Source organism: Caenispirillum salinarum AK4 (assembly GCF_000315795.1).
In the GTDB taxonomy this organism is placed as follows: domain Bacteria; phylum Pseudomonadota; class Alphaproteobacteria; order Rhodospirillales; family Rhodospirillaceae; genus Caenispirillum; species Caenispirillum salinarum.
Genome location: NZ_ANHY01000005.1, coordinates 58,311 through 81,638, shown reverse-complemented (window position 1 = coordinate 81,638; position 23,328 = coordinate 58,311). Strand labels below are relative to the sequence as shown.

The following is a 23,328-nucleotide window of genomic DNA, read 5'->3' as shown; positions in this document are numbered from 1 at the left end:
GCAGCGGCGGCTCACACCGCCTGATGAGAGCGGATCGCGCGCTCCACCGCCGCGCCGTCGGCCGCGCGGGCCATGGCGACGGGGGATATCCGCGCCCGCTCGGCCATGTAGGCCAGCGCGTTCATGTCGTCGAAGGTGATTTCCGTCACCATCCCGTCGGGCCACATGATGCGGCCCGGCTGGTTGGGGGCGGGGGTCTGAATGATTTCCACCGTATCGCGGCGGGCTCCCAAAGCAATCGTCTTGCGCATCGTCCTCTATCCCCAGTCCGTGGCCGAACGTCCCCCAACGGGAAACGCTAGCAGAAGCGTCGAAAGCGTCATATCTGACTTAAGGGCTGAGGGGCGCACCGGGTTCCCGATGAAGGTCGCCTCGGATGGCTTAGGCATCATCCTTTGGGTGGGAGTTGGGATTAGTAAGGAAGGCCTAGCTCCCGCCGTTCCTTTGCCGCCAGCCGCGCCAGTTCGGGCGACATTCCGACACCCAGGAACAGCCGGCCGACGTCGCGGGTCATGAGCGAGATGGCGTAGAAAAGATGCGTCATGGATCGTCTCCGTGTCTTGTGCCATGTACGGATTTCAGCCGATCCCGCCGGCCGCGACAAACGGGATTGCCTGCGGTATGGTTTAGGAAACCTAATCCATGAAAGGGTGCAGCATGGGACGGAACCTGCCGCCGCTCAATGGCCTGCGCGCGTTCGAGGCCGCAGCCCGGCATCTCTCCTTCGCCAAGGCCGCCGACGAACTGTCGGTGACCCCCGCCGCCATCAGTCAGCAGGTGAAGGGACTGGAGGATCGTTTGGGGCTGGAACTGTTCAAGCGGGTGACGCGGGGCCTGCGCCTTACGCCGGCCGGCCGCATCCTGCTGCCCGGCCTGACCGAGGGGTTCGACCGGCTGGCGGAGGCCGTGACCACGGTGGCCGCTCCCGCCGACGACGGCACGCTGGCGGTGTCCGCCCTGCCCAGCTTTTCGGCCTCGTGGCTGGTGCCGCGCCTGCCGGCCTTTTCGGATGCGCACCCGGACGTGCGCCTGACACTGCTGGCGACGACGGCGGTGACCGACTTCAACGACGGTGCCGACCTTGCCATCCGCCACGCCCGCAACGCACCCGCGGGGGTGGAGTGCGAGAAGATCATCAGCGAAAGCATCTTTCCGGTCTGCGCGCCGTCAGTGGCCGAGAAGTACCGGCTGACGCGGCCCGAGGACCTGCGCGATGTGCCGCTGTTCCGCACCGTCTATCCCGACGGCACGCCCGACGACAGTTGGGAACTGTGGCTGAAGGAAGCTGGGGTCGACGGCCTGGACTGGAACCGCGTGACGGCGGCCTCGTATTCGGAATCGACCGTGGCCGTGCAGGCGGCCATTGCGGGGCAGGGGGTGCTCATGGGGCGCAGCCTGATCGCTGCGGACGCCTTGAGCCGGGGGCTGCTCGTCGCGCCCTTCGACCTGCGGCTGCCGTCGCCCTATGCCTACTGGCTGGTATGGCCGCGCCGCACCGCCCGGCGGAAGGCCTTCCGGGCCTTCCGCGCGTGGCTGCGCGACGCGGTTGAGGACTGCTGCGGACGTGTGCCGGCCTCTACTGCTCCTGCTGGGCCGGAATGAGCGCGCAGGCCACCCGGGCGCCGCCGCCACCCAGGCTGGGCTCGTCACTGTAGGTGTCGCCGCCGGCGTGGACGATCAGGGCGTGTTCTGCGAGGCGGCTCATGTCGTCGATGCGCGGGGCCGTCACCACCTGGTCGATAGAGCCGTCTTCATCGGCCTCCAGCGCCGGCAGATCGCCCAGGTGCCCGTCGCCGGTGGGGCCGCGGTGGGTGCCGGTGCCTTCGGGGTCCCAGTGGCTGCCGGCGGCACCGCCGGGCACCACCTCGCCCTGGTCGTTCTGTGACGGCTGGCAGCTCGCGTTCTCGTGAACGTGGAATCCGTGCTCGCCGGGTTCGAACCCTTCGGCGCGCACCGTGAAGGACGTGCCGCCGCCCTCGGCGGCCATGATGGTGACCGTGCCCATCTTGTCGCCGACGCCGTCGTCGGTGACCTCGTTCAGGTCGACGGTCCAGCCCTTCATGTGCTGGTCGGCCTGCGCGGGCAGGGCGAGGACGCCGGCGGACAGGGCAAGGGCGGCGGCGGAGGCGGCAAGGGTGAAGCGGCGCATGGTGACGTATCCTCCCGTTCCGTTGATTTCGGTGGCTGACGGCACAACGGGCGCGGGTGGCCGCCGGTTTCCGCCGGAGCCGTTGACGCGCGCGCGCTTCCGGCTTAAGGACCGCCCATGCGACCGGACCAGGCCCTGCCCATAGACCCTCTTCTGCCCGACCTGCGGCACGCGCTGTCGGCCTCCACCAACGTGGTGCTCCAGGCGCCGCCGGGCGCGGGCAAGACCACCCGCGTGCCGCTGGCGCTGCTGGAGGCCGACTGGCTGGCCGGGCGCCGGATCGTCATGCTGGAGCCCCGCCGCCTGGCCGCCCGCGCCGCCGCACACCGCATGGCCGCGACGCTGGGGGAGGCCGTGGGGGAGACGGTGGGCTACCGCATCCGGCTCGACACCAAGGTCGGTCCCAAGACCCGCATCGAGGTGGTGACGGAGGGCATCCTCACCCGCATGATCCAGGCCGACCCGGAGCTGTCCGGGTACGCCTGCGTCATCTTCGACGAATTCCACGAGCGCAGCCTGAACGCCGACCTGGGCCTCGCCCTGGCCCTGGAGGCGCAAGGGGCGCTGCGCGACGACCTGCGGGTGCTGGTCATGTCGGCGACGCTGGACGCCGCGCCCGTGGCGGACCTGATGGGCGGCTGCCCGGTCCTGACCAGCGAAGGCCGGGCCTATCCGGTGGAGGTCCGCTATGACCCGCCGCCGCCAAGCCGCGGGCCGCGCCACCGCCTGGAGGATCACGTGGCGGGCGTCGTGCGCCGGGCGCTGGAGGACGAGCCGGGATCGGTGCTGGTGTTCCTGCCCGGACAGGCGGAAATCCGCCGCGTGGCCTCGGCGCTGTCGGGGGCGGTGGCGAAGGACGTGGACGTGCACCCGCTGTTCGGCGACCTGCCGCAGGCGAAACAGGATGCTGCCATCGAGCCCCCGCCGCCGGGCCGCCGCAAGGTGGTACTGGCGACCACCATCGCCGAGACCAGTCTGACCATCGAGGGCATCCGCGTGGTGGTGGACGCGGGCCTCGTCCGCGTGCCCCGGTTCGAGCCCCGCAGCGGCATGTCCCGTCTTGCCACCGTTCCCGTCTCGCAGGCCGCCGCCGAACAGCGCCGGGGTCGCGCCGGACGCCTGGAGCCGGGAGCGTGCTACCGCTGCTGGGCCGAGGCCGGGCACAAGGCACTGCCCGCCTTCGGCCGGCCGGAGATCATGGAAGCCGACCTGGCGCCGCTGGCCCTGGAACTGGCCCGCTGGGGCGCCAGCGATCCCGACGCGCTGCCCTGGCTCGACCCGCCGCCGGCGGCCCACTTCGCCCAGGCCCGCGACCTGCTGCAGGATCTGGGCGCGCTGGACGAGGGCGGCCGCATCACCCCGCACGGGCAGGCGGTGGCGGCGCTGCCGGTGCATCCGCGCCTCGCCCACATGATCCTGCGGGCCAAGGCCCTGGGGGAGGGGCCGCTCGCCTGCCTGCTGGCCGCCGTGGTGTCGGAGCGCGATGTGCTGCGCGGCGGACGCTCCAACCGCGACCTGCGGGCGCGCATGGCGGTGCTGCTGAAGGAGGGGGACGCGCCGGCCGACGTGGACCCGGGTGCCGTGCGCCGGGTGCGGGAGGTGGCGCGGCAGATCGCCCGCGCCGCCGATGTGAAGGGGCAGGCCGACAGTGCATCCGCGACCGGGCTTCTGGTGGCGCTGGCGTGGCCCGACCGCGTGGCGCAGCGGCGCGGCGGCCAGTACCGGCTCGCCCAGGGACGCGGGGCGGCGCTGCCCGAGGACGATCCGCTGGCGGCGGAGGACTGGCTGGCGATCGCGGACGTGGACGCCGGCACCGGTCCGCGCGCAAAAATCTGGCTCGCCGCGCCCGTCACGCCGGCGGATATCGAGGCCGCCTTCCCGGACGGGATCACCGAGGGCGCCTTCGTGGTCTGGGACCGCCCGGCCGAACAGGTCGCCGCCCGCCACCAGCGGCGGTTCCGGGCGCTGGTGCTGGACGACCGGGCGCTGTCGGACGCCGGCGGGGCCGATGCGGTGGGGGCGGTGTGCGACGGCATCCGCCAGATCGGCCTGCACGCGCTGCCCTGGACGAAGGAGACGGAGTCCTTGCGCGCCCGCCTCCGCTTCCTGCGCGAAGTGGAAGGGGCGGACGAGGGCTGGCCGGATGTGTCCGACGACGCCCTGCTGGCGGGGCTGGAGGATTGGCTGGCGCCGTTCCTCTCCGGTATCGCCAGGCGGTCTCAGTTCAAGACGATCGACCTGAAATCGGCGCTGGAAGGCCTGCTGCCGTGGGACATGCGCCAGCGCCTGGACGCCGAGGCCCCGACGCATCTGCGCGTGCCCTCGGGCAACCGCCACCGGCTCGACTATTCCGGCGAGCGTCCGGTCCTGCCGGTGAAGCTGCAGGAGATGTTCGGGGCCCGGGACACCCCGCGCATCGCCGGCGGCCGGGTGCCGGTGGTCATCCACCTGCTGTCGCCGGCGGGACGTCCGCTGGCGGTGACGCAGGATCTGCCGTTCTTCTGGCGCGAGGTCTATCCCGGCGTGAAGGCCGAGAACCGCGGCCGCTACATCCGCCACCCCTGGCCCGACGACCCGCTGACCGCCGACCCGACGGCGCGCCTCAAGAAGAAGGGCGGCTGAAGCTTTCCTTGCCTCCGGCGCGCGCCCTGCTAGAATTCAGCTTCAGGTTGCGCGGGAGGGGCGGTTGGTCGAGGGGGAGCGGCGGGACTTTGATGGCTCGTTGAAGGGGCTGGCGCTGGAGAGCGACGTGCTGGCGCGCCTGTTTGCCGGCGCCGATTTCGGGGCGTTGCTGCCGAGCGAGTTCAACGAGGTGGAGAACCGCCGGGCGGACATGGTCGCGCGGCTGTCCGACGGCGGCGTGCTGCACGTGGAAATCCAGGTGGACCTGCCGCCGGCGCTCGGCTGGCGCATGGTCAACTATCGGCGGCTGATCCGCCGCCACGTGGATGGCTCTGCCGATCTTCACCAGGGCGTGCTATATGTTGGGGATGCGCCGGCCCGTGCCGAGCGCCTGGTGCTGGAGGACGGCCAGTTGTCCTACGCCGTGCCGCTGCTGGACATCGGGGCGCTGTCGCCCGATATTTTTCTGGCGAGCCCGCGCTTCGACGACGCCGTGCTGGCGGTGCTCACCCGCGCCGGCGGCCGCGATCCGTCGGTGGTCCTGAACCTGGCGGAGCGGATCATGCCGCTGGAGGGCAAGGCCCGCGCCGACGCCGTGAGCAAGCTGGCCGTGACGGCGGACCTCCGCCGCTTGAGTGACTGGATACTGGGAGCCCTGCCAATGCCCATCGCCGTGGATTTCGAGAGGAACGCCTTCTTCCGGCAGGCCGTGGAATATGGGCGCGTTCAGATGCTGCGAGAAGTGGTTCGCGACAGCCTGTCGGCGCGTGGCCTTGGCAAATCGCCGGCCCTTCAGGACGCGATCGAAGCGGCGGACGAAGGCGCTTTGAAGCATCTAATGAACGGAGCGGCGACCGCTGATAGCGATGAAGCCTTGCTCGCGCTTCTGACGCAATCGCGGAGATAGCTTTGAGGGACGACCGCAGTGCCGTTTTACCTTGACCCTCAGGAACAGCGGAAGTGGCGCGAGTTTCAGGACCGCTGTTTCAAGGAAAGCTATCGGCTATTTTACCTTCTTGGGTTTCTTGAGGGAACTCTTCAAAGTTCCAGAGATGTTGTGATCAGCGTCCTGCGTAGCCGAGGATTGGGAACAGACCCGTCTCTGGTGTCGGCCCTCGACAGGTGCAATAAGGCGACTCTCGATCGCCTCGCAGAGGCCGCCCTCACCGCCAGCTCCGACGCCGCCCTGCTCGCCCTCATCGACCACCCCAGCCGCTGAAGGCCCGCCGCCATGCCTGAAACCGCTCCCGTCATCCTTCAGATGGATTTCCCCTTTTCCGGCCCCTGGGGCGAGGAGATGGCCGCCCAGCTTGAGGGGCTGGCCCGCGATATCGCCGCCGAACCCGGCCTGATCTGGAAGGTCTGGACGGAGAACGCCGAAGCCGGCCGCGCCGGCGGCGTCTATGCCTTCGAGACCGAGGAACAGGCCCACGCCTACCTGACCAAGCACACCAACCGGCTGGCGGAATTCGGCATCACGGGCATCGAGGCCAAGGTCTTCCGCGCGAACACGGCGCTCTCGGCCATCACGCACATGCCGTTTACAGCCAGCCCCGGCGCTTGAAATAGAGCAGCGGCAGCCCGCCCGAGGCCAGCATCACGCCGATGGCCAGCGGGTAGCCGAAGGGCCAGGACAGTTCCGGCATGTATTCGAAGTTCATGCCGTAGATGCTCGCGATCAGCGTCGGCGGGATGAAGGCCGACGACACGATCGAGAAGATCTTCACGATGTTGTTCTGCTCGATGTTGATGGCGCCCAGCGTCGCGTCCAGCAGGAAGCTGACGCGCTGGGCCTGGAAATCGGCATGCTCGGTCAGCGACTGGATGTCGCGCTGAACGGTTTTCAGCGTGCGCTTCTGGTCGTTGGTGAGCGTCAGGTTGACGGCGTGAACATAGGCCACGACACGCCCCAGTCCCGCCAGGCTGTCGCGCACCTTCCCCGCCAGGTCGCCGGCCTTGCCGATGCCGCGGAGCACTTCCTGCAGGTCTCGCTCCGCCGGTGGGCGCTTGCGCTCGGCGGCGGGGCCGCGGGTTTCCTGCGGCCAGGAGCGGTCGAAGACGTCCGCCGACAGGCGTTCCAGGCGGCTCGCGATGACCTCCAGCACGTCGGCGGTGCGGTCCACCATGGTGTCCAGCAGTCCCACCAGCGCGGCCATGTTGCTGGAGGCCAGGTGCGCGTTGCGGCTCAGGCGGTCGGCGAAGATGCCGATGGACTTGGGCTCGATATAGCGCAGCGTGACGAGCGTCGTCGGCGTCAGCACCAGCGTCAGGGCATTGGCCTCGGGCGTGGCCGTCTCGGCGTTGGCGACGACCGGCGCAGTCATGTAGGCGCAGGACTCTTCTGTGTAGAGGCGGCTTGACGCCTCGATCTCCATCATGTCTTCGAAGCTGGGCAGGTCGACGTTCAGCGCGCCGGTCAGCGCGGCGCGTTCCTCCTCCGTCGGCTTGAGGGCATCGATCCAGGTGCAGCCCTCGGGCAGCGGGTCGCCGGGGCCGATGACGCGGCGGTGAATGCCGCCGGCGCGGTAGCAGTACGCGGTAATCACGGGACGATAAGACTCCGACAGCGGGACCTTAACTCAGGATGACGGGCAGTCCGGCGATGTACAGCGCCAGGATGGCCATGCTCTCGAAGCCGATGCCCATGGGGCCCTGCTTCTCCCGTCGCAGCATGCCGAACAACAGCGCGCCCGTCATCATGATCGTCAGCGCGGTGACGAACTGCGTGCGGTCGCCCATGGCGTGGTACAGCGACCCGTCCAGATAGGCCACGTCGGCCATGCCCAGGAACAGCACGTCGAAGGCATTGCCGCCGATGATGCCCGCCACCGCCAGTGTCAGGGCCTTGTTGCGGATGGCGGTGATGGTGGTGACCAATTCCGGGAAGCTGGTGGCGACGCCGGTCATGAGGGCGCCGACGGCGGTTTCCCCCAGGCCCGTGCGCTGGCTGATGGACACACCGGATTCAGCCAGGAAATAGCCCGCCGTGCCCGATGTCACGGCCAGAAGACCAAACTTGATCCACAGCCAGCGCATGCTGCGGCCGGAGTCCTCCTCCGGCTGGTCTTCCTCGGCCACGGTGTCGGAGGTCTTGGCGGGACGCCACATGGGTTCATCCTGCATGCCGCGGATGACCTTCATGACGTAGATCCACACGCCGAACATCACGGGCGTGGCGGGGTGGACGCCGAACAGGGTGAACTCGGGCGCCGAGGCCGCGGCCAGCGGCAGGGCGAGCAGGCTGAGCAGGAGCGTGCCCTGGGTCAGGTTCGACAGGGACGCCGCCGCATGCTCCAGGTTGGCACGGCGGAAGAAGAAGTCGCCGACGGCCAGGAACACCGTCTGCGCGGCGATGCCGCCCAGGGCGTTGGACGCCGCCAGTTCCGACATGCCGAAGCCGGCGGTGGTCACCGACGTGATGATGCCGGGAAGGCTGGTGGAGGCGCCCAGGAAGACGGCGCCTGTGATGGCCTCGCCCAGGCCGGTGCGGTCGGCCAGTTCGTCGGCGGTCAGGGCAAGCCGCGAGCCGGCGACGAGGATCACCACCGCGCAGCCGGCGAACATCGCCCATACCCAGACGAGCGCGAGCCCGGAGAGGTCCAGGATCATGTCCCCTTACCTCCCCGGGCCCGGGTCCGGCGGCGGTGGGCCTCAGGCCCGGCCGCTGTTCGACCGCCTCGCATCGGCACGCCGTGCTCAGGCGGCCCGCTGGTAGGTCTTGCCCGAGGCCACCTCGGCCGCCACCGCGTTGGCGAAGGCCCCGATGTCCCTGGGATTGCGGCTGGTGACGATGCCCTCGTCGACCACGGCCGCCTCGTCCTTCACGTCCGCGCCGGCATTGGCCAGGTCGGTGCGGATGGAGTGGTAGGACGTCATCCTGCGGCCCTTGACGATGCCCGCCTCGATCAGCAGCCACGGCGCGTGGCAGATGGCGCCGATGGGCTTGCCGGCGTCGTGGAAGGCCTTGATGAAGGCGATGGCCTTGGGCTCGACGCGCAGAAGGTCGGGATTGATCTGCCCGCCCGGCAGCACGACGGCGTCGTAGTCGGCGGCGCTTGCCTCGTCCAGGGTCTTGTCGACGGGGACGCTGCCGCCCCAGTCGGTGTGGTCCCAGCCCCGGATCTCGCCGGGCTGGGGCGAGACGACATGGACCGTCGCCCCGGCGTCCTTGAGCATCTTGCGGGGTTCGGTCAGTTCGGTCTGCTCGAAACCGTCGGTCGCGAGAATGGCGATGGTCTTGCCGTTCAGGTTCTCCACGGCGGACCTCCTTGGTGTTTGAAAAGGGTGCGGGGCGCCGGGCGCCCGTTCTGCCCTCGCAAACGCCGCGGTGGGGCGGGCCGTTCCGGGCGGCTTCTTCGGTGACAACACGCGACTTTGCCGCCAAAACGCGGTAATCATGGGCGAAAGCCCCGATGCCACGAACAGACGAGGCTGGTGTGAACGGATTGCAGAGCGGCTTCTGGCAGGACCTCACCACCGAGGACTTCGCGACGGTCGATCCCGAGCGCGTCATCGCGCTGCTGCCCGTCGCGGCAATCGAGCAGCACGGGCCGCACCTGCCGCTCTACACCGACGCCTGCCTGAACGAGGGCATCGTCGAGCGCACCCTGGAACTGCTGCCCGACGAGCGCACGGTGCTGGTGCTGCCGACCCTGCCGGTGGGTCATTCCATCGAGCACACCGGCTTCGCGGGCACGCTGTCGCTGTCGGCTGAAACGCTGATCCGCATGTGGGAGGAAGTGGGCGCCTGCGTGGCGCGCGCGGGCATCCGCAAGCTGGTGATCTTCAACACCCACGGCGGCCAGGGGCAGATCGTCGACATCGTCGCCAGCCGCCTGCGCCGCGATCACGGGATGCTGGTGGCGCGGGTCAATTCCTATCGCCTGGGCGTGCCCGACGGCCTGTTCCCGGAGGACGAACTGGCCAACGGCATTCACGGCGGCGCGGTGGAGACCAGCATGATGCTGCACCTGCGCGCCGACCTGGTGCGCACCGAGGCCATCGAGCGCTTCCACAGCCTGGGCGAGGAGCTGGCGACCGACTGCGCCGTCCTGCGCACCGACCGCCCGGCGGGCTTCGCCTGGGCCGCGCAGGACCTCAACCCCGAGGGCGCGGTGGGCGACGCCGAGGACGCCGACGCCGAGCGCGGGGCGGAGATCGTCGACCACATCGCCCGCCAGCTTGTGGAGCTGATCGGCGACGTCGAGGCCTTTCCCCTGCACCAGCTTCGTGCCGCTCCGGTCGACGAAGGCGGCTGACCGCGGCAGCGCCAGGAGTACCGGGCCTCCCTCCCTCGGGCATTCACCGCCGCGCAGCGTCGACGGCCTTTCCCTAGAACAGCGCCATCTGATCCCCCTTGCGCGGCGGCCGGCGGAACTGGCTGACGTCCAGGGCCGCGTCGCGCGGGGTCAGGTTCAGGCGGCGGGCGGCGATGCGGAAGCGCTGGCCGATCAACTCCGCCACCGGGCCCGATCCTCGCATGCGGCTGGCGAACGCGGACTGGTAGAGCTGCCCGTCACGCGCCTGGCGGACCAGCGACAGCACCCGCTCGGCCCGGGCCGGATGGTGTTCGCGCAGCCATTCCCCGAACAGGTCGCGGACCTCCAGCGGCAGGCGCAGGAAGATCCATCCGGCGGCCTCCGCCCCCGCCTCGGCCGCCTTGGTCAGCAGTGCCTCGATCTCGTGGTCGGTCAGCGCCGGAATGACGGGCGCCACCATGACCGCCGTCGGAATGCCGGCCTCCGACAGCGCCTTGACCGTCGCCAGCCGGGCGCCGGGCGTGGCGGCGCGGGGTTCCAGCGTCGATTGCAGGGTGCGGTCCAGGCTGGTGATGGAGACCGCCACCCGCGCCAGGTTAGCCGCCGCCATGGGCGCCAGGATGTCGATGTCACGGGTCACCAGGGCCGACTTGGTGACGATGGTCACCGGGTGGCGGTAGTCCCACAGCACCTCCAGGATGTCGCGCATGATGCGCCGCGTGCGCTCGATGGGCTGGTAGGGGTCGGTGTTGGTGCCGATCGCGATGGGCGCCGGACGGTAGGCGGGCTTGCGCAACTCCGCCTCCAGCAGGGCCGGAGCGTCGGGTTTCTCGAACAGGTGTGTCTCGAAGTCCAGCCCCGGCGACAGCCCCAGATAGGCATGGGTCGGCCGCGCGAAGCAGTAGACGCAGCCGTGCTCGCAGCCCCGGTAGGGGTTGATGGAGCGGTCGAAGGGAATGTCCGGCGACGTGTTGCGCACAAGGATCGACCGCGAGGCGTCCCGCTGCACGTGCGTGCGCAGGGGCGGCGGTTCCTCCCAGTCCTCGGCGGCGGGCGGGCGGTTCCAGCCGTCGTCCTCGCGGTGGCGCGCGTGGCGCTCGAACCGGCCGACGGCATTGCTGACCGCCCCGCGGCGGGGCGTGGGAGAGTCGGGGCGCGTATCCATGGCCCGCATCATGCCACGGTGCTGCGAACAAAAAAAGAACAAAAGCGCGCGACCGGCAACGTGCGGGCGCGCTTCCCCGTTTCTTGCGACAAGAAGCCCCCGTGACAGCAGTGAGGGAGACGCCGCCGTGAACGAAGCCGAATATCACGCCGCCCGGGGCGAGCTGCAGCGCCTTGAGGCCATGCCCGACCGCAGTCAGGCCCAGCAGGAACGCCTGGACACCCTGCGCAAGGAGGTCAAGGTGTTCGAGGAGGGCGTGCGCTCCAAGGGCAAGCCGGGCCAGGAGTGACGCCGCCCATGCCAGCCGTTCCGTCATACCGGCGGCGGAGCGCGACCAGACGATGACCACCGCCCGCCGCCGCGCCCTTCTCATCATCAACGGCAATGCCTCGCGCGCCTTCGCCGAGCTGGACGACTGCCTCGCCGTGCTGCGCGACGAGGGCGATCTGGATGTCCAGGTGCTGGAAAGCCGGTCCCCCGACCACGTCCGCGACCTTATCGCCGAGCACGGCCAGGATGCCGCCATGGTCATCATGGCCGGCGGCGACGGCACCATGAATGCCGCGGTCGATCACGTTCATGCCCAGGGCCTCGTGTTCGGGGTGATGCCGCTGGGCACCGCGAACGACCTGGCGCGCACGCTGGAGATCCCGCCCGATCCGGTGGAGGCGGCACGGGTGATCGCGCGCGGCCGGCGCCATCGCATCGACCTGGGGCGGGTCAACGGCAAGCTGTTCTTCAACGTCGCGTCCATCGGCGCCGCGGCGCAACTGTCCAAGAACCTGGACGGCGCGCTGAAGCGGCGCTGGGGGGTGCTCAGCTACCCCATCCGGGTGCGCGAGGTGCTGGACGAAAGCCACGCCTTCGACGCGCACATCGAAGACGACGAGGGCAACACGGCCGATGTGCAATCGATCCAGGTGGCGGTGGGCAATGGCCGCTGCTACGGTGGGGGAATGCGGGTGGCGCCGGAAGCCGCCATCGACGACGGGCGCCTGGACCTCTACAGCCTGGAACCGCAGAGCCTGTGGCGGCTGGTGCTGACGGCGCCGCTCATCCGGGCCGGCCGGCACGACCAACTGGAAAGCTCGGTGAAGATGTCCGGGCGGCGGTTCACGATTTCCACCGATCCGCCGATGGACGTCAGCACCGACGGCGAGGTCACCACCTGCACGCCGGCCGTCTTCGAGGTGCTGCCCGAGGCATTGGAGATCATGGTGCCGGTGGAGTACGAGGCGGGCCGGCTGATGGACGCGGGGGAGGATGAAGACATGCTGCGGGATGCGCGCGTGGTGGCCGTCGACGACGTGATCGTCGCCCTGAAACGGTCGCTGGAGGACATGGCGGAGGAAATCCACGCCGACCATCACCAGCCCAAGCTGGCCAATCTGCTGCGCGAGGCCTCCGCCCGGCGGGAACCCGTTCTGGAGAGGCTGGAGGACGCGGTGCGCGCCATGGGCGACCTGCCGTCCACGCCTGATGCCGACCGCCAGGCGTGGTCGCATCTGGCGACGCGCCTGATGTCGGGGCTTCTGGGGACCGAGGCGCGCACGCTGACGGAGGCCGCCATCGATGACGAGATCGAACTGATCAAGGCCGTCGACGACGCCTTGGCGCTTGAGGACCTGCCGGGGGACGTGCGCAAGGACCTGGAAGGGCTGCGCGCCGACGCCGAGTCCACCCGCACCGCCCTGCGCACCCTCGCCAGGGAGGCATGAGGCGGCGGCCGTTGCGGTGCCGCCAGGGCCAGCTGCGTCCGCCGCACCGGTTCCGCTTTGGGTCGCGCGCTGCACTGCGGGAAGCCGCTGCGGGCGAGTCTGTTACAGAATCGCGACCGGCGGGCGGAAAGGCGCGTCCCGCCTCATCCGAAAGGCGCATCAGACAAGGCGCCGATGAGGTCTAAGCCGTTGGAAATTCTCAAGTTTTTTCAACGGCCGCCGTTGTCACATAACTTTAAAGCTTCTGTCACAAAGGGGTCTCCGTTCCTGACTAAAGTCAGCGCGTGCCGAGGCCGGGGCCTGTTTCCCGTCGCCGGCTCTGTATTCGTTAGAGCCCATTACCGCTCGACTGACTCTTGGAGGTCCACGTGATCAAGAAGACCATCGCCCTGGCCGCTCTGGCCACCGTCGCCGCTGCCGGCGCCGCCGAGGCCCGCGACCAGATCCGCATCGTCGGTTCGTCGACGGTCTATCCGTTCGCCACCGTGGTGGCCGAGAACTTCGGCAAGACCACCGAGTTCCCGACCCCGGTCATCGAGTCCACGGGCTCGGGCGGCGGTCTGAAGCTGTTCTGCGCCGGCGTCGGCACCGAGCACCCCGACATCACCAACGCCTCGCGCCGCATCAAGGCCAGCGAGCTGGAGATGTGCAAGAACAACGGCGTCGAGGGCGTGACCGAGGTCCGCGTCGGCTACGACGGCATCGTGCTGGCCAGCGACAAGAGCGCGCCGGAATTCTCCGTGAGCCGCGAGCAGCTGTGGCAGGCCCTGGCCGCCCAGGTGCCGGTGGACGGCAAGCTGGTCGACAACCCCAACACCAAGTGGTCGGACATCTCCAGCGACCTGCCGAACGCCGAGATCGAGGTGCTGGGCCCGCCGCCGACCTCCGGCACCCGCGACGCCTTCGTCGAGCTGGTGATGGAAGAGGGTTGCGAGGCTCCGCTGGAAGGCATCGAGCTGTCCGAGGACGCCCACGAGGCCGCCTGCGCCACCATGCGTGAAGACGGTGCCTTCATCGAGGCCGGCGAGAACGACAACCTGATCGTCCAGAAGCTGCAGGCCAACCCGAACGCCCTGGGCATCTTCGGCTACTCCTTCCTGGAGCAGAACAGCGACGCCATCAAGGGTGCCTCGATCGACGGCGAGAAGCCGACCTTCGAGAACATCGCCTCGGGCGCCTACCCGGTTTCCCGTCCGCTGTTCTTCTACGTCAAGAACGCCCACGTCGGCACCATCCCCGGCATGGACGCCTACCTGGACGAGTTCACCAGCCCCCGCGCCTGGGGTCCGGACGGGTACCTGGCCGACAAGGGCCTGATCCCGATGGACGAGGCCGAGCGCGAGAAGTTCCGTGACCAGGCCACGAACCTGAAGGGCCTGACCATGGACGACCTGAAGTAATCGCTTCGGTCCACGGCTCTGGTGGCCGGCCCTTCGGGGCCGGCCATCACGGCTTGCCGGCGGCCCCTCATTCCAGGGGCGGAACCTTGGCGGCGCCGGTCATTTCAGACTCGACAAATCCTTCGTTGATCCATAGTCACGACGCAGCGTCCACAGGTTGACGCCGCCCTTTGCGGGCACCCTTTCCCCATCGTCGGTTTAGCGAGAGCCCATGCAATCGTTCACGCTCATCCTCGTCCTGCTGGTGCTGACCGTCGTCGGCTTCCGGCTGGGGCGCGGTCGCGCCGTCTCCGTGGTCGGTGGCGAGACGCGCAAGCTCCACTCGCTGCCCAGCTATTACGGCATGTACGTCGCGCTGTGGTGCGGCATTCCCGCCTTCCTCATGCTGGGCCTGTGGCTGGCCTTCCAGGACACCATCCTGACCCAGATGACCCTGGCGTCCCTGCCTGACACCGCGCTGGTGGGGCCGGACGGCGAGCGCATGTCCGACTCCCGCATCGGGCTGCTGCTCAACGACATCCGCAACACCGCCCAGGGCAACATTGCGTCGGCCAGCACCGAAATCGTGCGCGAGGCCGCGGCCTACTACAACAGCCTGAAGGCCACGGGCGGCTGGCTGCTCACGGTCGTCGTCCTCGCCCTTGCGGTCGGCGGCGCCGGTTGGGCGTGGAAGCGCGTGTCGCCGGACCTGCGCGCCCGCAACGGCGTGGAGCTGGCGGTCAAGGTGTTCATGGTCATCTGCTCGACCATCGCCATCTTCACCACCATCGGCATCATCCTGTCGCTGCTGTTCGAAAGCCTGCGGTTCTTCTCGAAGGTTCCGGTGACCGAATTCCTGTTCGGCACGCACTGGAGCCCGCAGATTTCCCTGCGCGCCGACCAGGTGGGCAGCTCGGGCAGCTTCGGCGCCATTCCGCTGTTCGCCGGCACCTTCCTGATCTCGGCCATCGCCATGGCCGTCGCCGTGCCCATCGGCCTGCTGTCGGCCATCTACATGGCGGAATACGCGCCCCGCAAGGTGCGCGGCATCGTCAAGCCGATGCTGGAAATCCTGGCCGGCATCCCGACGGTGGTCTACGGCTTCTTCGCCGCCCTGACGGTCGCGCCCTTCTTCCGCGACTCCGGCCAGCTGTTCGGCCTGTCCATCAGCTCGGAAAGCGCGCTGGCCGCCGGCCTGGTCATGGGCATCATGATCATTCCCTTCGTCAGCTCGCTGTCCGACGACGTCATCACCGCCGTGCCCAACGCCATGCGCGAAGGCTCCTACGGTCTGGGCGCGACCCATTCCGAGACCATCAAGCGCGTGGTCCTGCCGGCGGCGCTGCCCGGCATCGTCGGCGGCATCCTGCTGGCCGTTTCCCGCGCCATCGGCGAAACCATGATCGTGGTGATGGCCGCCGGCCTGGCCGCGAACCTGACGGCCAACCCGTTCGAGGCGGTCACGACCGTCACCGTGCAGATCGTCACCCTGCTGGTCGGCGACCAGGAGTTCGACAGCCCCAAGACGCTGGCCGCCTTCGCGCTGGGCCTGGTGCTGTTCACCATCACGCTGGTCCTCAACGTCATCGCCCTGCGCGTGGTACGGAAGTACCGCGAGCAGTACGAGTAAGGGAGGGATCGGACCATGGCATCGCCGAACCCGAACGCCTATGATCCGGCCGCCGCCGCCGCAGCCGAAGGAACCGCCGTGAGCACCCGTACCAGGACCACCGCCGATATCGTCAACGCCGGCCTGAAGGGCCGCTACCGGGCCGAGAAGCGCTTCCGCATGTATGGCGTCATTGCCATCGCGGCGGCCCTGATGATGGTGACGACGCTGTTCGTCAGCATCGTCTCCAAGGGCTATACGGCGTTTGCCATCACCTCCATCAGCCTGCCGGTGACGGTGGAGCGCGATCTGGTGGCCAACGCCGAGGGCGAGATCACCGACCGCAGCATCGCCTTCGCCAACTACGCGGCGCCGCTGCGGGCCGCCCTTGAGGCCCAGTTCCCCGAGGTCGAGAGCCGCTCGGAGCGCCGTGCCCTGTACGAGATCCTCTCGGACGGCGCCAGCTTCCAGCTTCAGCGCATGATCGAGGAGAACCCCGACCTGATCGGCCGCGAGTTCACCATGACCTCGCCGGTCTCCTCGGACTTCGACGTGCTGAACAAGGGCCAGATCGACCTGACGGTGCCCGAGAACATGCGCCGCGTGTCCGACGCCCAGGCGGGCTGGTTCGAGGCGCTGCAGGAACGCGGCCTGATCGAGACCACGTTCAACACCAACCTGTTCACCAACGGCGACAGCCGCCAGCCCGAGCTGGCCGGCATCTGGGGTGCCGTGGTCGGCAGCTTCTACACCCTGATGGTGACGCTGCTGCTGTCCTTCCCCATCGGTGTCGCCGCGGCGGTCTACCTGGAAGAGTTCGCGCCCAAGAACAAGTGGACCGACCTGATCGAGGTGAACATCAACAACCTCGCGGCCGTGCCGTCGATCGTGTTCGGTCTGCTGGGCCTCGCGGTGTTCCTCCAGGTCTTCGGGCTGCCGCGCTCGGCACCGGTGGTGGGCGGCCTGGTGCTGACGCTGATGACCCTGCCGACGATCATCATCGCCAGCCGCGCGGCGTTGAAGTCGGTGCCGCCCTCCATTCGCGAGGCCGCTCTTGGCGTCGGCGCCTCCAAACTCCAGATGATTACCCACCACGTGCTGCCGCTGGCCATGCCCGGCATGCTGACCGGCACCATCATCGGCATGGCGCAGGCCCTTGGCGAAACCGCGCCGCTTCTGATGATCGGCATGGTCGCCTTCGTCGTGGACATTCCCGGCGGCCCCATGGACCCGGCCACCGTGCTGCCCGTGCAGATCTACCTGTGGGCGGACAGTCCCGAGCGTGCCTTCGTCGCCAAGACCTCGGCCGCGATCATGGTGCTGCTGGCCTTCCTGGTCTTCATGAATGCCGCCGCCGTGCTTCTCCGCAAAAAGTTCGAACGTCGCTGGTAGGACCCGACTCGACATGAACACGCAAGCCCCCGCCGCCGCCCAGTCCGCGCCGCAGGCCGACGCCCAACAGCCGCCCGCCCCGCAGGAGACTGCCGGTGCGCCGCTGCTGGGTCCGGGCGAGACGCCGAAGATCGCGAGCCGCGACGTGCATGTGCACTACGGCGAGAAACACGCGATCAAGGGCGTCAACCTGGACATCAAGGAGAACGAGGTGACCGCCTTCATCGGTCCCTCGGGCTGCGGCAAGTCCACGTTCCTGCGCTGTCTGAACCGCATGAACGACACCATCGACATCGCCCGCGTCACCGGCCGGATCACGCTGGACGGGCAGGACGTCTATGACAAGCGCGTGGACGTCGTGCAGTTGCGTGCCCGCGTCGGCATGGTGTTCCAGAAGCCCAACCCCTTCCCGAAGTCCATCTTCGAGAACGTCGCCTATGGCCCGCGCATCCACGGCATCGCCCGCGGCAAGGACGAGATCGAGGACATCGTCATGTCGTCGCTGGACCGCGCCGGCCTGCTGAACGAGGTCAAGGACTACCTCGACCAGCCCGGCACCGGCCTGTCCGGCGGCCAGCAGCAGCGTCTGTGCATCGCGCGCGCCATCGCCGTCAGCCCCGAGGTCATCCTGATGGACGAGCCCTGTTCGGCGCTCGACCCCATCGCGACGGCCAAGATCGAGGAGCTGATCGACGAGCTGCGCGAGAACTACACCATCGTCATCGTCACCCACTCCATGCAGCAGGCCGCCCGCGTCTCGCAGCGCACGGCCTTCTTCCACCTGGGCAACCTGGTGGAGTGCGGCGACACCGAGCAGATCTTCACCAACCCGCAGCACCGCCTCACGCAGGGCTACATCACCGGCCGCTTCGGCTGACGGGCAAGCCCGCGCGGGGGCGTGGGGGAGAGACGGCGCAGGCCGGCGGCGGCGCGGGACCAAGGGGATCGGTCCCAGACGCCGGCCAGGGCGCCGACGGCAGGCACAGCGGGCGGCACCGCGGCGTAATCGGCCGTGATCCCGCCGCGGGAGTAGCAGTCGTGACCGACGAGTCGATCAAGAAAGCCGAGCACACCGTCAGCGCCTTCGGCGAGGACCTTCAGAAGCTGACCGACATGATCGTCCGCATGGGCGGCTTGGCGGAGGCGCAACTGGCCTCGGCGCTGCAGGCGCTGGCGCGCCGGGACAGCGAACTGGCGGGGCGGGTCATCACGTCCGACCAGCGCATCGACGAGATGGAGCAGGAGGTGCACGCCTTCGTCGTGCGCCTCATCGCCCTGCGCCAGCCGGTGGCCGACGACCTGCGCAACTGCGTCAGCGCGCTGAAGATCGCCGCCGACATCGAGCGCATCGGCGACTATGCGGCCAACGTTGCCAAGCGGGCCATGGTGCTCAACCAGTTGGCCCCGGTGCGCCACATTGCCGCCATGCCCAGCATGGGCCGGATCGTGCAGGAACTCATCAACGACATCCTCGATTCCTATGTGGAACGCGACGTGCGCAAGGCCATCGACGTCTGGCAGCGCGACGAGGAAGTGGACGAGCTTCACACCAGCCTGTTCCGCGAACTGGTGACCTACATGATGGAGGACCCGCGCAACATCACCGCGGCGACCCATCTGATGTTCATCGCCAAGAACATCGAACGCATCGGCGACCACGCCACCAACGTGGCCGAGACCATTCACTTCCTGGTCCAGGGGACGCCCCTGCGCGGCCGCCGCCCCAAGGGCAACGACCAGGATTACAGCCTGACGACCCGGCAGCCGGCCGGGGAAGGGACGGAGTAGCACAACCGATGAAGCCGCTCGTGATGATCGTCGAGGACGAAATCGCCCTCGTCACCATGCTTCGGTACAACCTGGAGAAGGAAGGCTATCGCGTGGTCGAGGCCACCGACGGCGAGGAAGCCCTCACCGTCGCCGCCGAGAACACGCCGCAGCTTATCCTGCTGGACTGGATGCTGCCCATGATGTCGGGCATCGAGGTCTGCCGCCAGCTGCGCCGCAAGCCTGCCACCAAGGACACGCCGGTCATCATGCTGACGGCGCGCGGCGAGGAAAGCGACAAGGTGCGCGGCCTGAACACCGGCGCCGACGACTACCTGACCAAGCCGTTTTCCATGCCCGAGCTGATGGCCCGCATCTCGGCCCTGCTGCGCCGCTCGCAGCCGGTGCAGCAGAGCAAGGGCGTGCTGGCCTACGAGGACATCACCATGGACCTGTCGGCCCACCGCGTCACCCGCGGCGGCCGCTACGTCCACCTCGGCCCGACGGAATTCCGCCTGCTCCAGTTCCTCATGGAGCATCCGGGCTGCGTGTTCTCGCGCGAGGAACTGCTGAACGCCGTCTGGGGGCCGGACATCTATGTCGAGCCCCGCACCGTCGACGTCCACATCCGCCGCCTGCGCAAGGCGCTGAACGGCGAAAAGGAGCAGGACGTCATCCGCACCGTCCGCGCCGCCGGCTACGCGCTGGACGCCAACGCGGTGGTGGCTTAGCAAGGCGTCGAGATGCCAGCGTGCGAGGGGACCCGCCAAGACCCCCTCGCGCTCCCGCCGCGATGAGCAGGGCGGATGGCGGACGGCGACTGCTGATTCCTGCTTCCGAGGGGGTCAAGACTTTGGCTGGCTGCCACCAGAGGTGTCGCAAGGGCGGCTAACACAGTGTGTGGGGCCCCTGCGTTCGCTGGGGCAACGGGGTTTTGTAAGACACTGTTTTACGTCACGAAAAAGACCGTCACTCCTGCGAAAGCAGGAATCCGCATACGGTGCCTGACGTCTTGCCGTGCTCCCGTCGGATAGGTCCACCGGCTTCCTTGCAGCCGCATTCGCAGGACTGACGGGTCGTCCCGGAGAGGGTTCGGAGCCGCGCGCCTCGCTGCCTTCGGACGAACCGGGAGCGCGAGGGCGCGTCGTCCTCGCACAGCGGGTGCGGGCGGCAGCCCGCGCGGCATCCGCCGCTCAAGCGTTTCCGCCAGTCTCTATTTCAGCTTCATGAATGGCCGCAGCGGGCCGTCGAGCAGGTCGCTGTGGGCGACGATCTGGACGATCTCGCCTTCGCCCTTGATGGAGCCGCGCTGTTTCATCTCGGCGAACTGCTTCACCAGCACGGCGATGGCACCGGCGCCCTTGGGCTCCTGCAAGGGGCCTTCGAAGAACTTGCGGCCCAGGCGGTCCTTGTTCCACAGGCCTTCCAGCAGGTTCAGCGCCTCGCCGAAGGTGGGGTCGGTGGGCTGGCGGTCGGTGACGCGGGTGTTGTTGGGCCCGACGATCTTCAGCGCCACCAGCACCTGCGGCGTCATGTATTCGACATAGCGTTCGGTGAAGACGCGCATCTGGTCGATGCGGTCGGGCCGCTTCTCGGGGGGCAGGGCGCGCAGGTCGTCCATGATCTGCGCATAGGCCGCCAGCAGCGCCGGTCCGCGCTGCACCAGTTCCGAGAACGACCCGCCCAGGATGCGGCGGAGCGCGCCGATGTCGGTCTCGAAGCGGCGGCCCTTCAGGCGCGACTGGCCGCGGGCGCGGCGTTCCTCGTTCACCTTGTCGGTGATGTCGATGATGGTCCACGCGCCCAGGACGCGGATGGCCTCCGGGTCCTCGATGTCGAGGATGCTGTCGTCCAGGTCGCGGATCTGCTCGACGCAGGTGAAGCTTTCGGCCACCGCCGTCAGGAACTCCGGCGTCCATTGCAGCACCTTGTGGAAGTCCCGCGCCAGGATCATGCGCAGCGGCCGGATGTGATAGGGCTTGAGCTTCACCACCGCGGCCAGCTGGTCGCCGGGCAGCCGTGCCAGCTGGGGCATGAAGTTCTGGCCAAGGCCCTTGGAGAACTCCTCCACCGTCAGCGCGTCGAGGTTGGCGATCAGGCGCACCTTGCGCAGGCCCTCCAGGTCGCCGACGGCGCCCTTGAGCTTGGCGCCCATGGTGGGGTTTTCGCGGAAGGCGGCGTCGACGGCGCGGTCGATGAACAGCCGTTCGGCCTCGGCCACCGTCAGACCGCAGGCGGCGGCGGTGCGCTTGCGGTTGCCGGGGGCGATGGGCTTGCCGTCGGCGGCCCGCACGGCGATGAGGCGGGCCGCCCAGGCGCCGTCGAACATGCGCAGGCCGCGTTCCACCGCGCTGGCGTCTTCCACGGCGTCGTCGAATGTCATGTCCTCGAGCAGGCGCTGCTGTTCGGGGTAGAGCTTCTGCTCGATGCGCTGGAGAATGGGATAGAGCCGCGCCGCCGTGTGCATCAGGCGCGCCTTGCGTCCGACCGACAGCAGAGTGCCGAGCGAGCGGAAGGGCTGGCGCAGCGAGCCGGGCAGGGGAGCGATCGCCTTGCCGTCGCCCATGGCCGCGTTGACGGTGAAGCGGGCGCGGCGCTTTGGTGCCGGCGGTGCAGGTTTCTCTGCCGCCGGTTCGTCCTCTGCCGCGCGCTGCTGCACGTCCGTTGCCATCCCGCCCTTGCACGCAGCCGAGTCGCGGCCGCGCGTTCCCTGTTCGTCTTTCCGTCGAAAGTCTGACCGACTCGGAAGGATAAATCAACCGAAAGGCGTTACTCGAAACAAGGTTTTCCCGCCTTCCTTTGTCGGAAACGCCGCCTATGCCCATCGGACGGCCCGAAACCGACGTCCCACGCCCATCGCGCTGTTGACGTTTACGTTAACGTAAACTATGGTCCTTTCCCAACGCCGGATCACACGGCCACGCATGACCACAGGGCGCCAAGACAAGGCACGACGGAAGGACCGAGATACGCCATGACCGCCATCAGCTTTCCCAGCCTGACCTTCGACCTCGGTGAAGACATCGAGATGCTGCGCGACAGCGTGCGCAACTTCGCGCAGGCGGAAATCGCCCCGCGCGCCGCCGAGATCGACCAGAAGAACGAGTTCCCCAACGACCTGTGGCGCAAGTTCGGCGACATGGGTCTGCTCGGCATCACGGTCGGCGAGGAATACGGCGGGTCCGACATGGGCTACGTCGCCCATATCGTCGCCATGGAGGAAATCTCGCGGGCGTCCGCCTCGGTGGGCCTGTCCTACGGCGCGCACTCCAACCTCTGCGTCAACCAGATCAAGCGCAACGGCACTGCCGCCCAGAAGGAAAAGTACCTGCCCAAGCTGATCTCGGGCGAGCACGTCGGCGCGCTGGCCATGTCCGAGCCGGGTGCCGGGTCGGACGTGGTGGGGATGCGCACCCGCGCGGTGAAGCAGGGCGACCGCTACATCCTGAACGGCAACAAGATGTGGATCACCAACGGCCCCGACGCCGACACCCTGGTGGTCTACGCCAAGACCGACCCGGACGCCGGCCCCAAGGGCATCACGGCCTTCCTGATCGAGAAGGGCATGAAGGGCTTCTCCACCGCGCAGAAGCTGGACAAGCTGGGCATGCGCGGCTCCAACACCTGCGAGCTGGTGTTCGAGGACTGCGAGGTGCCGGAAGAGAACGTGCTGGGCGAGGTCAACAAGGGCGTGCGCGTCCTGATGAGCGGCCTGGACTACGAGCGCGCGGTGCTGGCCGGTGGCCCGCTGGGCATCATGGTGGCCTGCCTGGACGTGGTGGTGCCCTACATCCACGAGCGCAAGCAGTTCGGCCAGGCCATCGGCGAGTTCCAGCTGATGCAGGGCAAGGTCGCCGACATGTACGTGACGACCAACGCCTGCAAGGCCTACGTCTACGCCGTCGGCCAGGCTTGCGACCGTGACCAGACCACCCGCAAGGACGCCGCCGGCGCCATCCTGTACTCGGCGGAGAAGGCGACCCAGATGGCCCTGGACGCCATCCAGGCGCTGGGCGGCAACGGCTACATCAACGAGTACCCGACGGGCCGCCTGCTGCGCGACGCCAAGCTGTATGAGATCGGCGCCGGCACCAGCGAGATCCGCCGCATGCTGATCGGCCGCGAACTGTTCAACGAGACCGCCTGAGGGCCGACACGACCGACTTTTCGAACCACCAAGGCACAAAGACACCAAGAGGATGTGCTGACGGAGACGCCTTGCACCAGCGGGAAAACGGAGAGGATGGCGGCGGAGCCGCATTCACATTC

At 68.6% G+C, this 23,328-nt stretch carries 22 protein-coding genes; 14 read left to right on the top strand and 8 right to left on the bottom strand.

Annotated features, from left to right (window positions below; translation table 11 throughout):
- Positions 1-11: 11 nt before the first annotated feature.
- Entirely contained in the window at positions 12-251 is a 240-nt protein-coding gene (locus C882_RS05620; protein ID WP_043643832.1) for a hypothetical protein, read from the bottom strand.
- A gap of 161 nt (positions 252-412) precedes the next feature.
- Positions 413-544, bottom strand: a complete 132-nt coding sequence (locus C882_RS25650) for a hypothetical protein (RefSeq protein ID WP_009539598.1) — start codon at positions 542-544, stop codon at positions 413-415.
- Positions 545-642: 98 nt separating this feature from the next.
- Between C882_RS25650 and gcvA the strand changes: the two genes are divergently transcribed.
- A complete protein-coding gene (gene gcvA, locus C882_RS05615) occupies positions 643-1,602 on the top strand; it encodes a transcriptional regulator GcvA (protein ID WP_083875703.1) in 960 nt (319 codons plus the stop codon).
- Here the strand turns inward: gcvA and C882_RS05610 are convergent.
- Complete coding sequence (locus tag C882_RS05610; RefSeq protein WP_009539596.1) at positions 1,577-2,149, bottom strand: superoxide dismutase family protein; 573 nt, start codon at positions 2,147-2,149, stop codon at positions 1,577-1,579. The genes gcvA and C882_RS05610 overlap by 26 nt on opposite strands.
- Before the next feature lie 117 nt (positions 2,150-2,266).
- Here C882_RS05610 and hrpB point away from each other — a divergent pair, with 117 nt between their 5' ends.
- The 3 genes from hrpB (at position 2,267) to C882_RS05595 (ending at position 6,335) form a co-directional block, all read left to right on the top strand.
- Complete coding sequence (hrpB, locus tag C882_RS05605) at positions 2,267-4,771, top strand: ATP-dependent helicase HrpB (protein WP_009539595.1); 2,505 nt, start codon at positions 2,267-2,269, stop codon at positions 4,769-4,771.
- Positions 4,772-4,835: 64 nt separating this feature from the next.
- Positions 4,836-5,678 (top strand): hypothetical protein, encoded by an 843-nt coding sequence (locus tag C882_RS05600; RefSeq protein WP_009539594.1) that lies wholly within the window; start codon positions 4,836-4,838, stop codon positions 5,676-5,678.
- A gap of 324 nt (positions 5,679-6,002) precedes the next feature.
- Positions 6,003-6,335 carry a monooxygenase gene (locus C882_RS05595; RefSeq protein WP_009539593.1) on the top strand — a complete coding sequence of 111 codons (333 nt, stop codon included), beginning with the start codon at positions 6,003-6,005 and terminating at the stop codon, positions 6,333-6,335.
- Here the strand turns inward: C882_RS05595 and C882_RS05590 are convergent.
- From C882_RS05590 to C882_RS05580, 3 genes are all read right to left on the bottom strand, one after another.
- Entirely contained in the window at positions 6,313-7,317 is a 1,005-nt protein-coding gene (locus tag C882_RS05590; protein WP_009539592.1) for a magnesium transporter CorA family protein, read from the bottom strand. The genes C882_RS05595 and C882_RS05590 overlap by 23 nt on opposite strands.
- Positions 7,318-7,345: 28 nt before the next feature.
- On the bottom strand, positions 7,346-8,380 hold the full coding sequence (locus C882_RS05585) for a sodium:calcium antiporter (protein WP_009539591.1): 1,035 nt from the start codon (positions 8,378-8,380) through the stop codon (positions 7,346-7,348).
- A gap of 87 nt (positions 8,381-8,467) precedes the next feature.
- Entirely contained in the window at positions 8,468-9,028 is a 561-nt protein-coding gene (locus tag C882_RS05580) for a type 1 glutamine amidotransferase domain-containing protein (protein WP_009539590.1), read from the bottom strand.
- Between the two features lie 155 nt (positions 9,029-9,183).
- On the opposite strand from C882_RS05580, the gene C882_RS05575 reads away from it, so the two are divergent.
- Positions 9,184-10,029 carry a creatininase family protein gene (locus C882_RS05575; protein WP_043643830.1) on the top strand — a complete coding sequence of 282 codons (846 nt, stop codon included), beginning with the start codon at positions 9,184-9,186 and terminating at the stop codon, positions 10,027-10,029.
- A gap of 73 nt (positions 10,030-10,102) precedes the next feature.
- On the opposite strand, the gene C882_RS05570 is transcribed toward C882_RS05575, so the two are convergent.
- Entirely contained in the window at positions 10,103-11,194 is a 1,092-nt protein-coding gene (locus tag C882_RS05570) for a PA0069 family radical SAM protein (protein WP_009539588.1), read from the bottom strand.
- Positions 11,195-11,321: 127 nt separating this feature from the next.
- On the opposite strand from C882_RS05570, the gene C882_RS24950 reads away from it, so the two are divergent.
- From C882_RS24950 to phoB, 8 genes are all read left to right on the top strand, one after another.
- Entirely contained in the window at positions 11,322-11,483 is a 162-nt protein-coding gene (locus C882_RS24950; protein WP_009539587.1) for a hypothetical protein, read from the top strand.
- Between the two features lie 52 nt (positions 11,484-11,535).
- Positions 11,536-12,912, top strand: a complete 1,377-nt coding sequence (locus C882_RS22975) for a lipid kinase (protein ID WP_009539586.1) — start codon at positions 11,536-11,538, stop codon at positions 12,910-12,912.
- Between the two features lie 368 nt (positions 12,913-13,280).
- Positions 13,281-14,312, top strand: coding sequence for a PstS family phosphate ABC transporter substrate-binding protein (locus tag C882_RS05560; RefSeq protein WP_009539585.1), 1,032 nt, complete (start codon positions 13,281-13,283; stop codon positions 14,310-14,312).
- A 211-nt stretch (positions 14,313-14,523) separates the two neighbouring features.
- Positions 14,524-15,921, top strand: a complete 1,398-nt coding sequence (pstC, locus tag C882_RS05555; RefSeq protein WP_009539584.1) for a phosphate ABC transporter permease subunit PstC — start codon at positions 14,524-14,526, stop codon at positions 15,919-15,921.
- A gap of 15 nt (positions 15,922-15,936) precedes the next feature.
- Positions 15,937-17,292 (top strand): phosphate ABC transporter permease PstA, encoded by a 1,356-nt coding sequence (gene pstA, locus C882_RS05550; RefSeq protein ID WP_009539583.1) that lies wholly within the window; start codon positions 15,937-15,939, stop codon positions 17,290-17,292.
- 13 nt (positions 17,293-17,305) lie between these two features.
- The gene (gene pstB / locus C882_RS05545) at positions 17,306-18,169 is read left to right on the top strand and encodes a phosphate ABC transporter ATP-binding protein PstB (protein WP_009539582.1); all 864 of its coding nucleotides are present in this window, start codon (positions 17,306-17,308) and stop codon (positions 18,167-18,169) included.
- Between the two features lie 161 nt (positions 18,170-18,330).
- Positions 18,331-19,080 (top strand): phosphate signaling complex protein PhoU, encoded by a 750-nt coding sequence (phoU, locus tag C882_RS05540; RefSeq protein ID WP_009539581.1) that lies wholly within the window; start codon positions 18,331-18,333, stop codon positions 19,078-19,080.
- 8 nt (positions 19,081-19,088) lie between these two features.
- The gene (gene phoB, locus C882_RS05535; RefSeq protein ID WP_009539580.1) at positions 19,089-19,790 is read left to right on the top strand and encodes a phosphate regulon transcriptional regulator PhoB; all 702 of its coding nucleotides are present in this window, start codon (positions 19,089-19,091) and stop codon (positions 19,788-19,790) included.
- A gap of 482 nt (positions 19,791-20,272) precedes the next feature.
- On the opposite strand, the gene C882_RS05530 is transcribed toward phoB, so the two are convergent.
- On the bottom strand, positions 20,273-21,730 hold the full coding sequence (locus tag C882_RS05530; RefSeq protein ID WP_043643829.1) for a hypothetical protein: 1,458 nt from the start codon (positions 21,728-21,730) through the stop codon (positions 20,273-20,275).
- Positions 21,731-22,033: 303 nt separating this feature from the next.
- On the opposite strand from C882_RS05530, the gene C882_RS05525 reads away from it, so the two are divergent.
- Complete coding sequence (locus C882_RS05525) at positions 22,034-23,206, top strand: isovaleryl-CoA dehydrogenase (RefSeq protein ID WP_009539578.1); 1,173 nt, start codon at positions 22,034-22,036, stop codon at positions 23,204-23,206.
- Positions 23,207-23,328 lie beyond the last annotated feature (122 nt).

What these genes read in the sequence shown, in the direction of transcription:
- C882_RS05530 (WP_043643829.1), bottom strand. Translation starts at nt 21,730, where the DNA reads ATGGCAACGGACGTGCAGCAGCGCGCGGCAGAGGACGAACCGGCGGCA.
- pstB (WP_009539582.1), top strand. Translation starts at nt 17,306, where the DNA reads ATGAACACGCAAGCCCCCGCCGCCGCCCAGTCCGCGCCGCAGGCCGAC.
- C882_RS05525 (WP_009539578.1), top strand. Translation starts at nt 22,034, where the DNA reads ATGACCGCCATCAGCTTTCCCAGCCTGACCTTCGACCTCGGTGAAGAC.
- gcvA (WP_083875703.1), top strand. Translation starts at nt 643, where the DNA reads ATGAAAGGGTGCAGCATGGGACGGAACCTGCCGCCGCTCAATGGCCTG.
- hrpB (WP_009539595.1), top strand. Translation starts at nt 2,267, where the DNA reads ATGCGACCGGACCAGGCCCTGCCCATAGACCCTCTTCTGCCCGACCTG.
- pstA (WP_009539583.1), top strand. Translation starts at nt 15,937, where the DNA reads ATGGCATCGCCGAACCCGAACGCCTATGATCCGGCCGCCGCCGCCGCA.
- phoB (WP_009539580.1), top strand. Translation starts at nt 19,089, where the DNA reads ATGAAGCCGCTCGTGATGATCGTCGAGGACGAAATCGCCCTCGTCACC.
- pstC (WP_009539584.1), top strand. Translation starts at nt 14,524, where the DNA reads ATGCAATCGTTCACGCTCATCCTCGTCCTGCTGGTGCTGACCGTCGTC.
- C882_RS05595 (WP_009539593.1), top strand. Translation starts at nt 6,003, where the DNA reads ATGCCTGAAACCGCTCCCGTCATCCTTCAGATGGATTTCCCCTTTTCC.
- C882_RS05575 (WP_043643830.1), top strand. Translation starts at nt 9,184, where the DNA reads ATGCCACGAACAGACGAGGCTGGTGTGAACGGATTGCAGAGCGGCTTC.
- C882_RS22975 (WP_009539586.1), top strand. Translation starts at nt 11,536, where the DNA reads ATGACCACCGCCCGCCGCCGCGCCCTTCTCATCATCAACGGCAATGCC.
- C882_RS05620 (WP_043643832.1), bottom strand. Translation starts at nt 251, where the DNA reads ATGCGCAAGACGATTGCTTTGGGAGCCCGCCGCGATACGGTGGAAATC.
- C882_RS05585 (WP_009539591.1), bottom strand. Translation starts at nt 8,380, where the DNA reads ATGATCCTGGACCTCTCCGGGCTCGCGCTCGTCTGGGTATGGGCGATG.
- C882_RS25650 (WP_009539598.1), bottom strand. Translation starts at nt 544, where the DNA reads ATGACGCATCTTTTCTACGCCATCTCGCTCATGACCCGCGACGTCGGC.
- C882_RS05570 (WP_009539588.1), bottom strand. Translation starts at nt 11,194, where the DNA reads ATGGATACGCGCCCCGACTCTCCCACGCCCCGCCGCGGGGCGGTCAGC.
- C882_RS05610 (WP_009539596.1), bottom strand. Translation starts at nt 2,149, where the DNA reads ATGCGCCGCTTCACCCTTGCCGCCTCCGCCGCCGCCCTTGCCCTGTCC.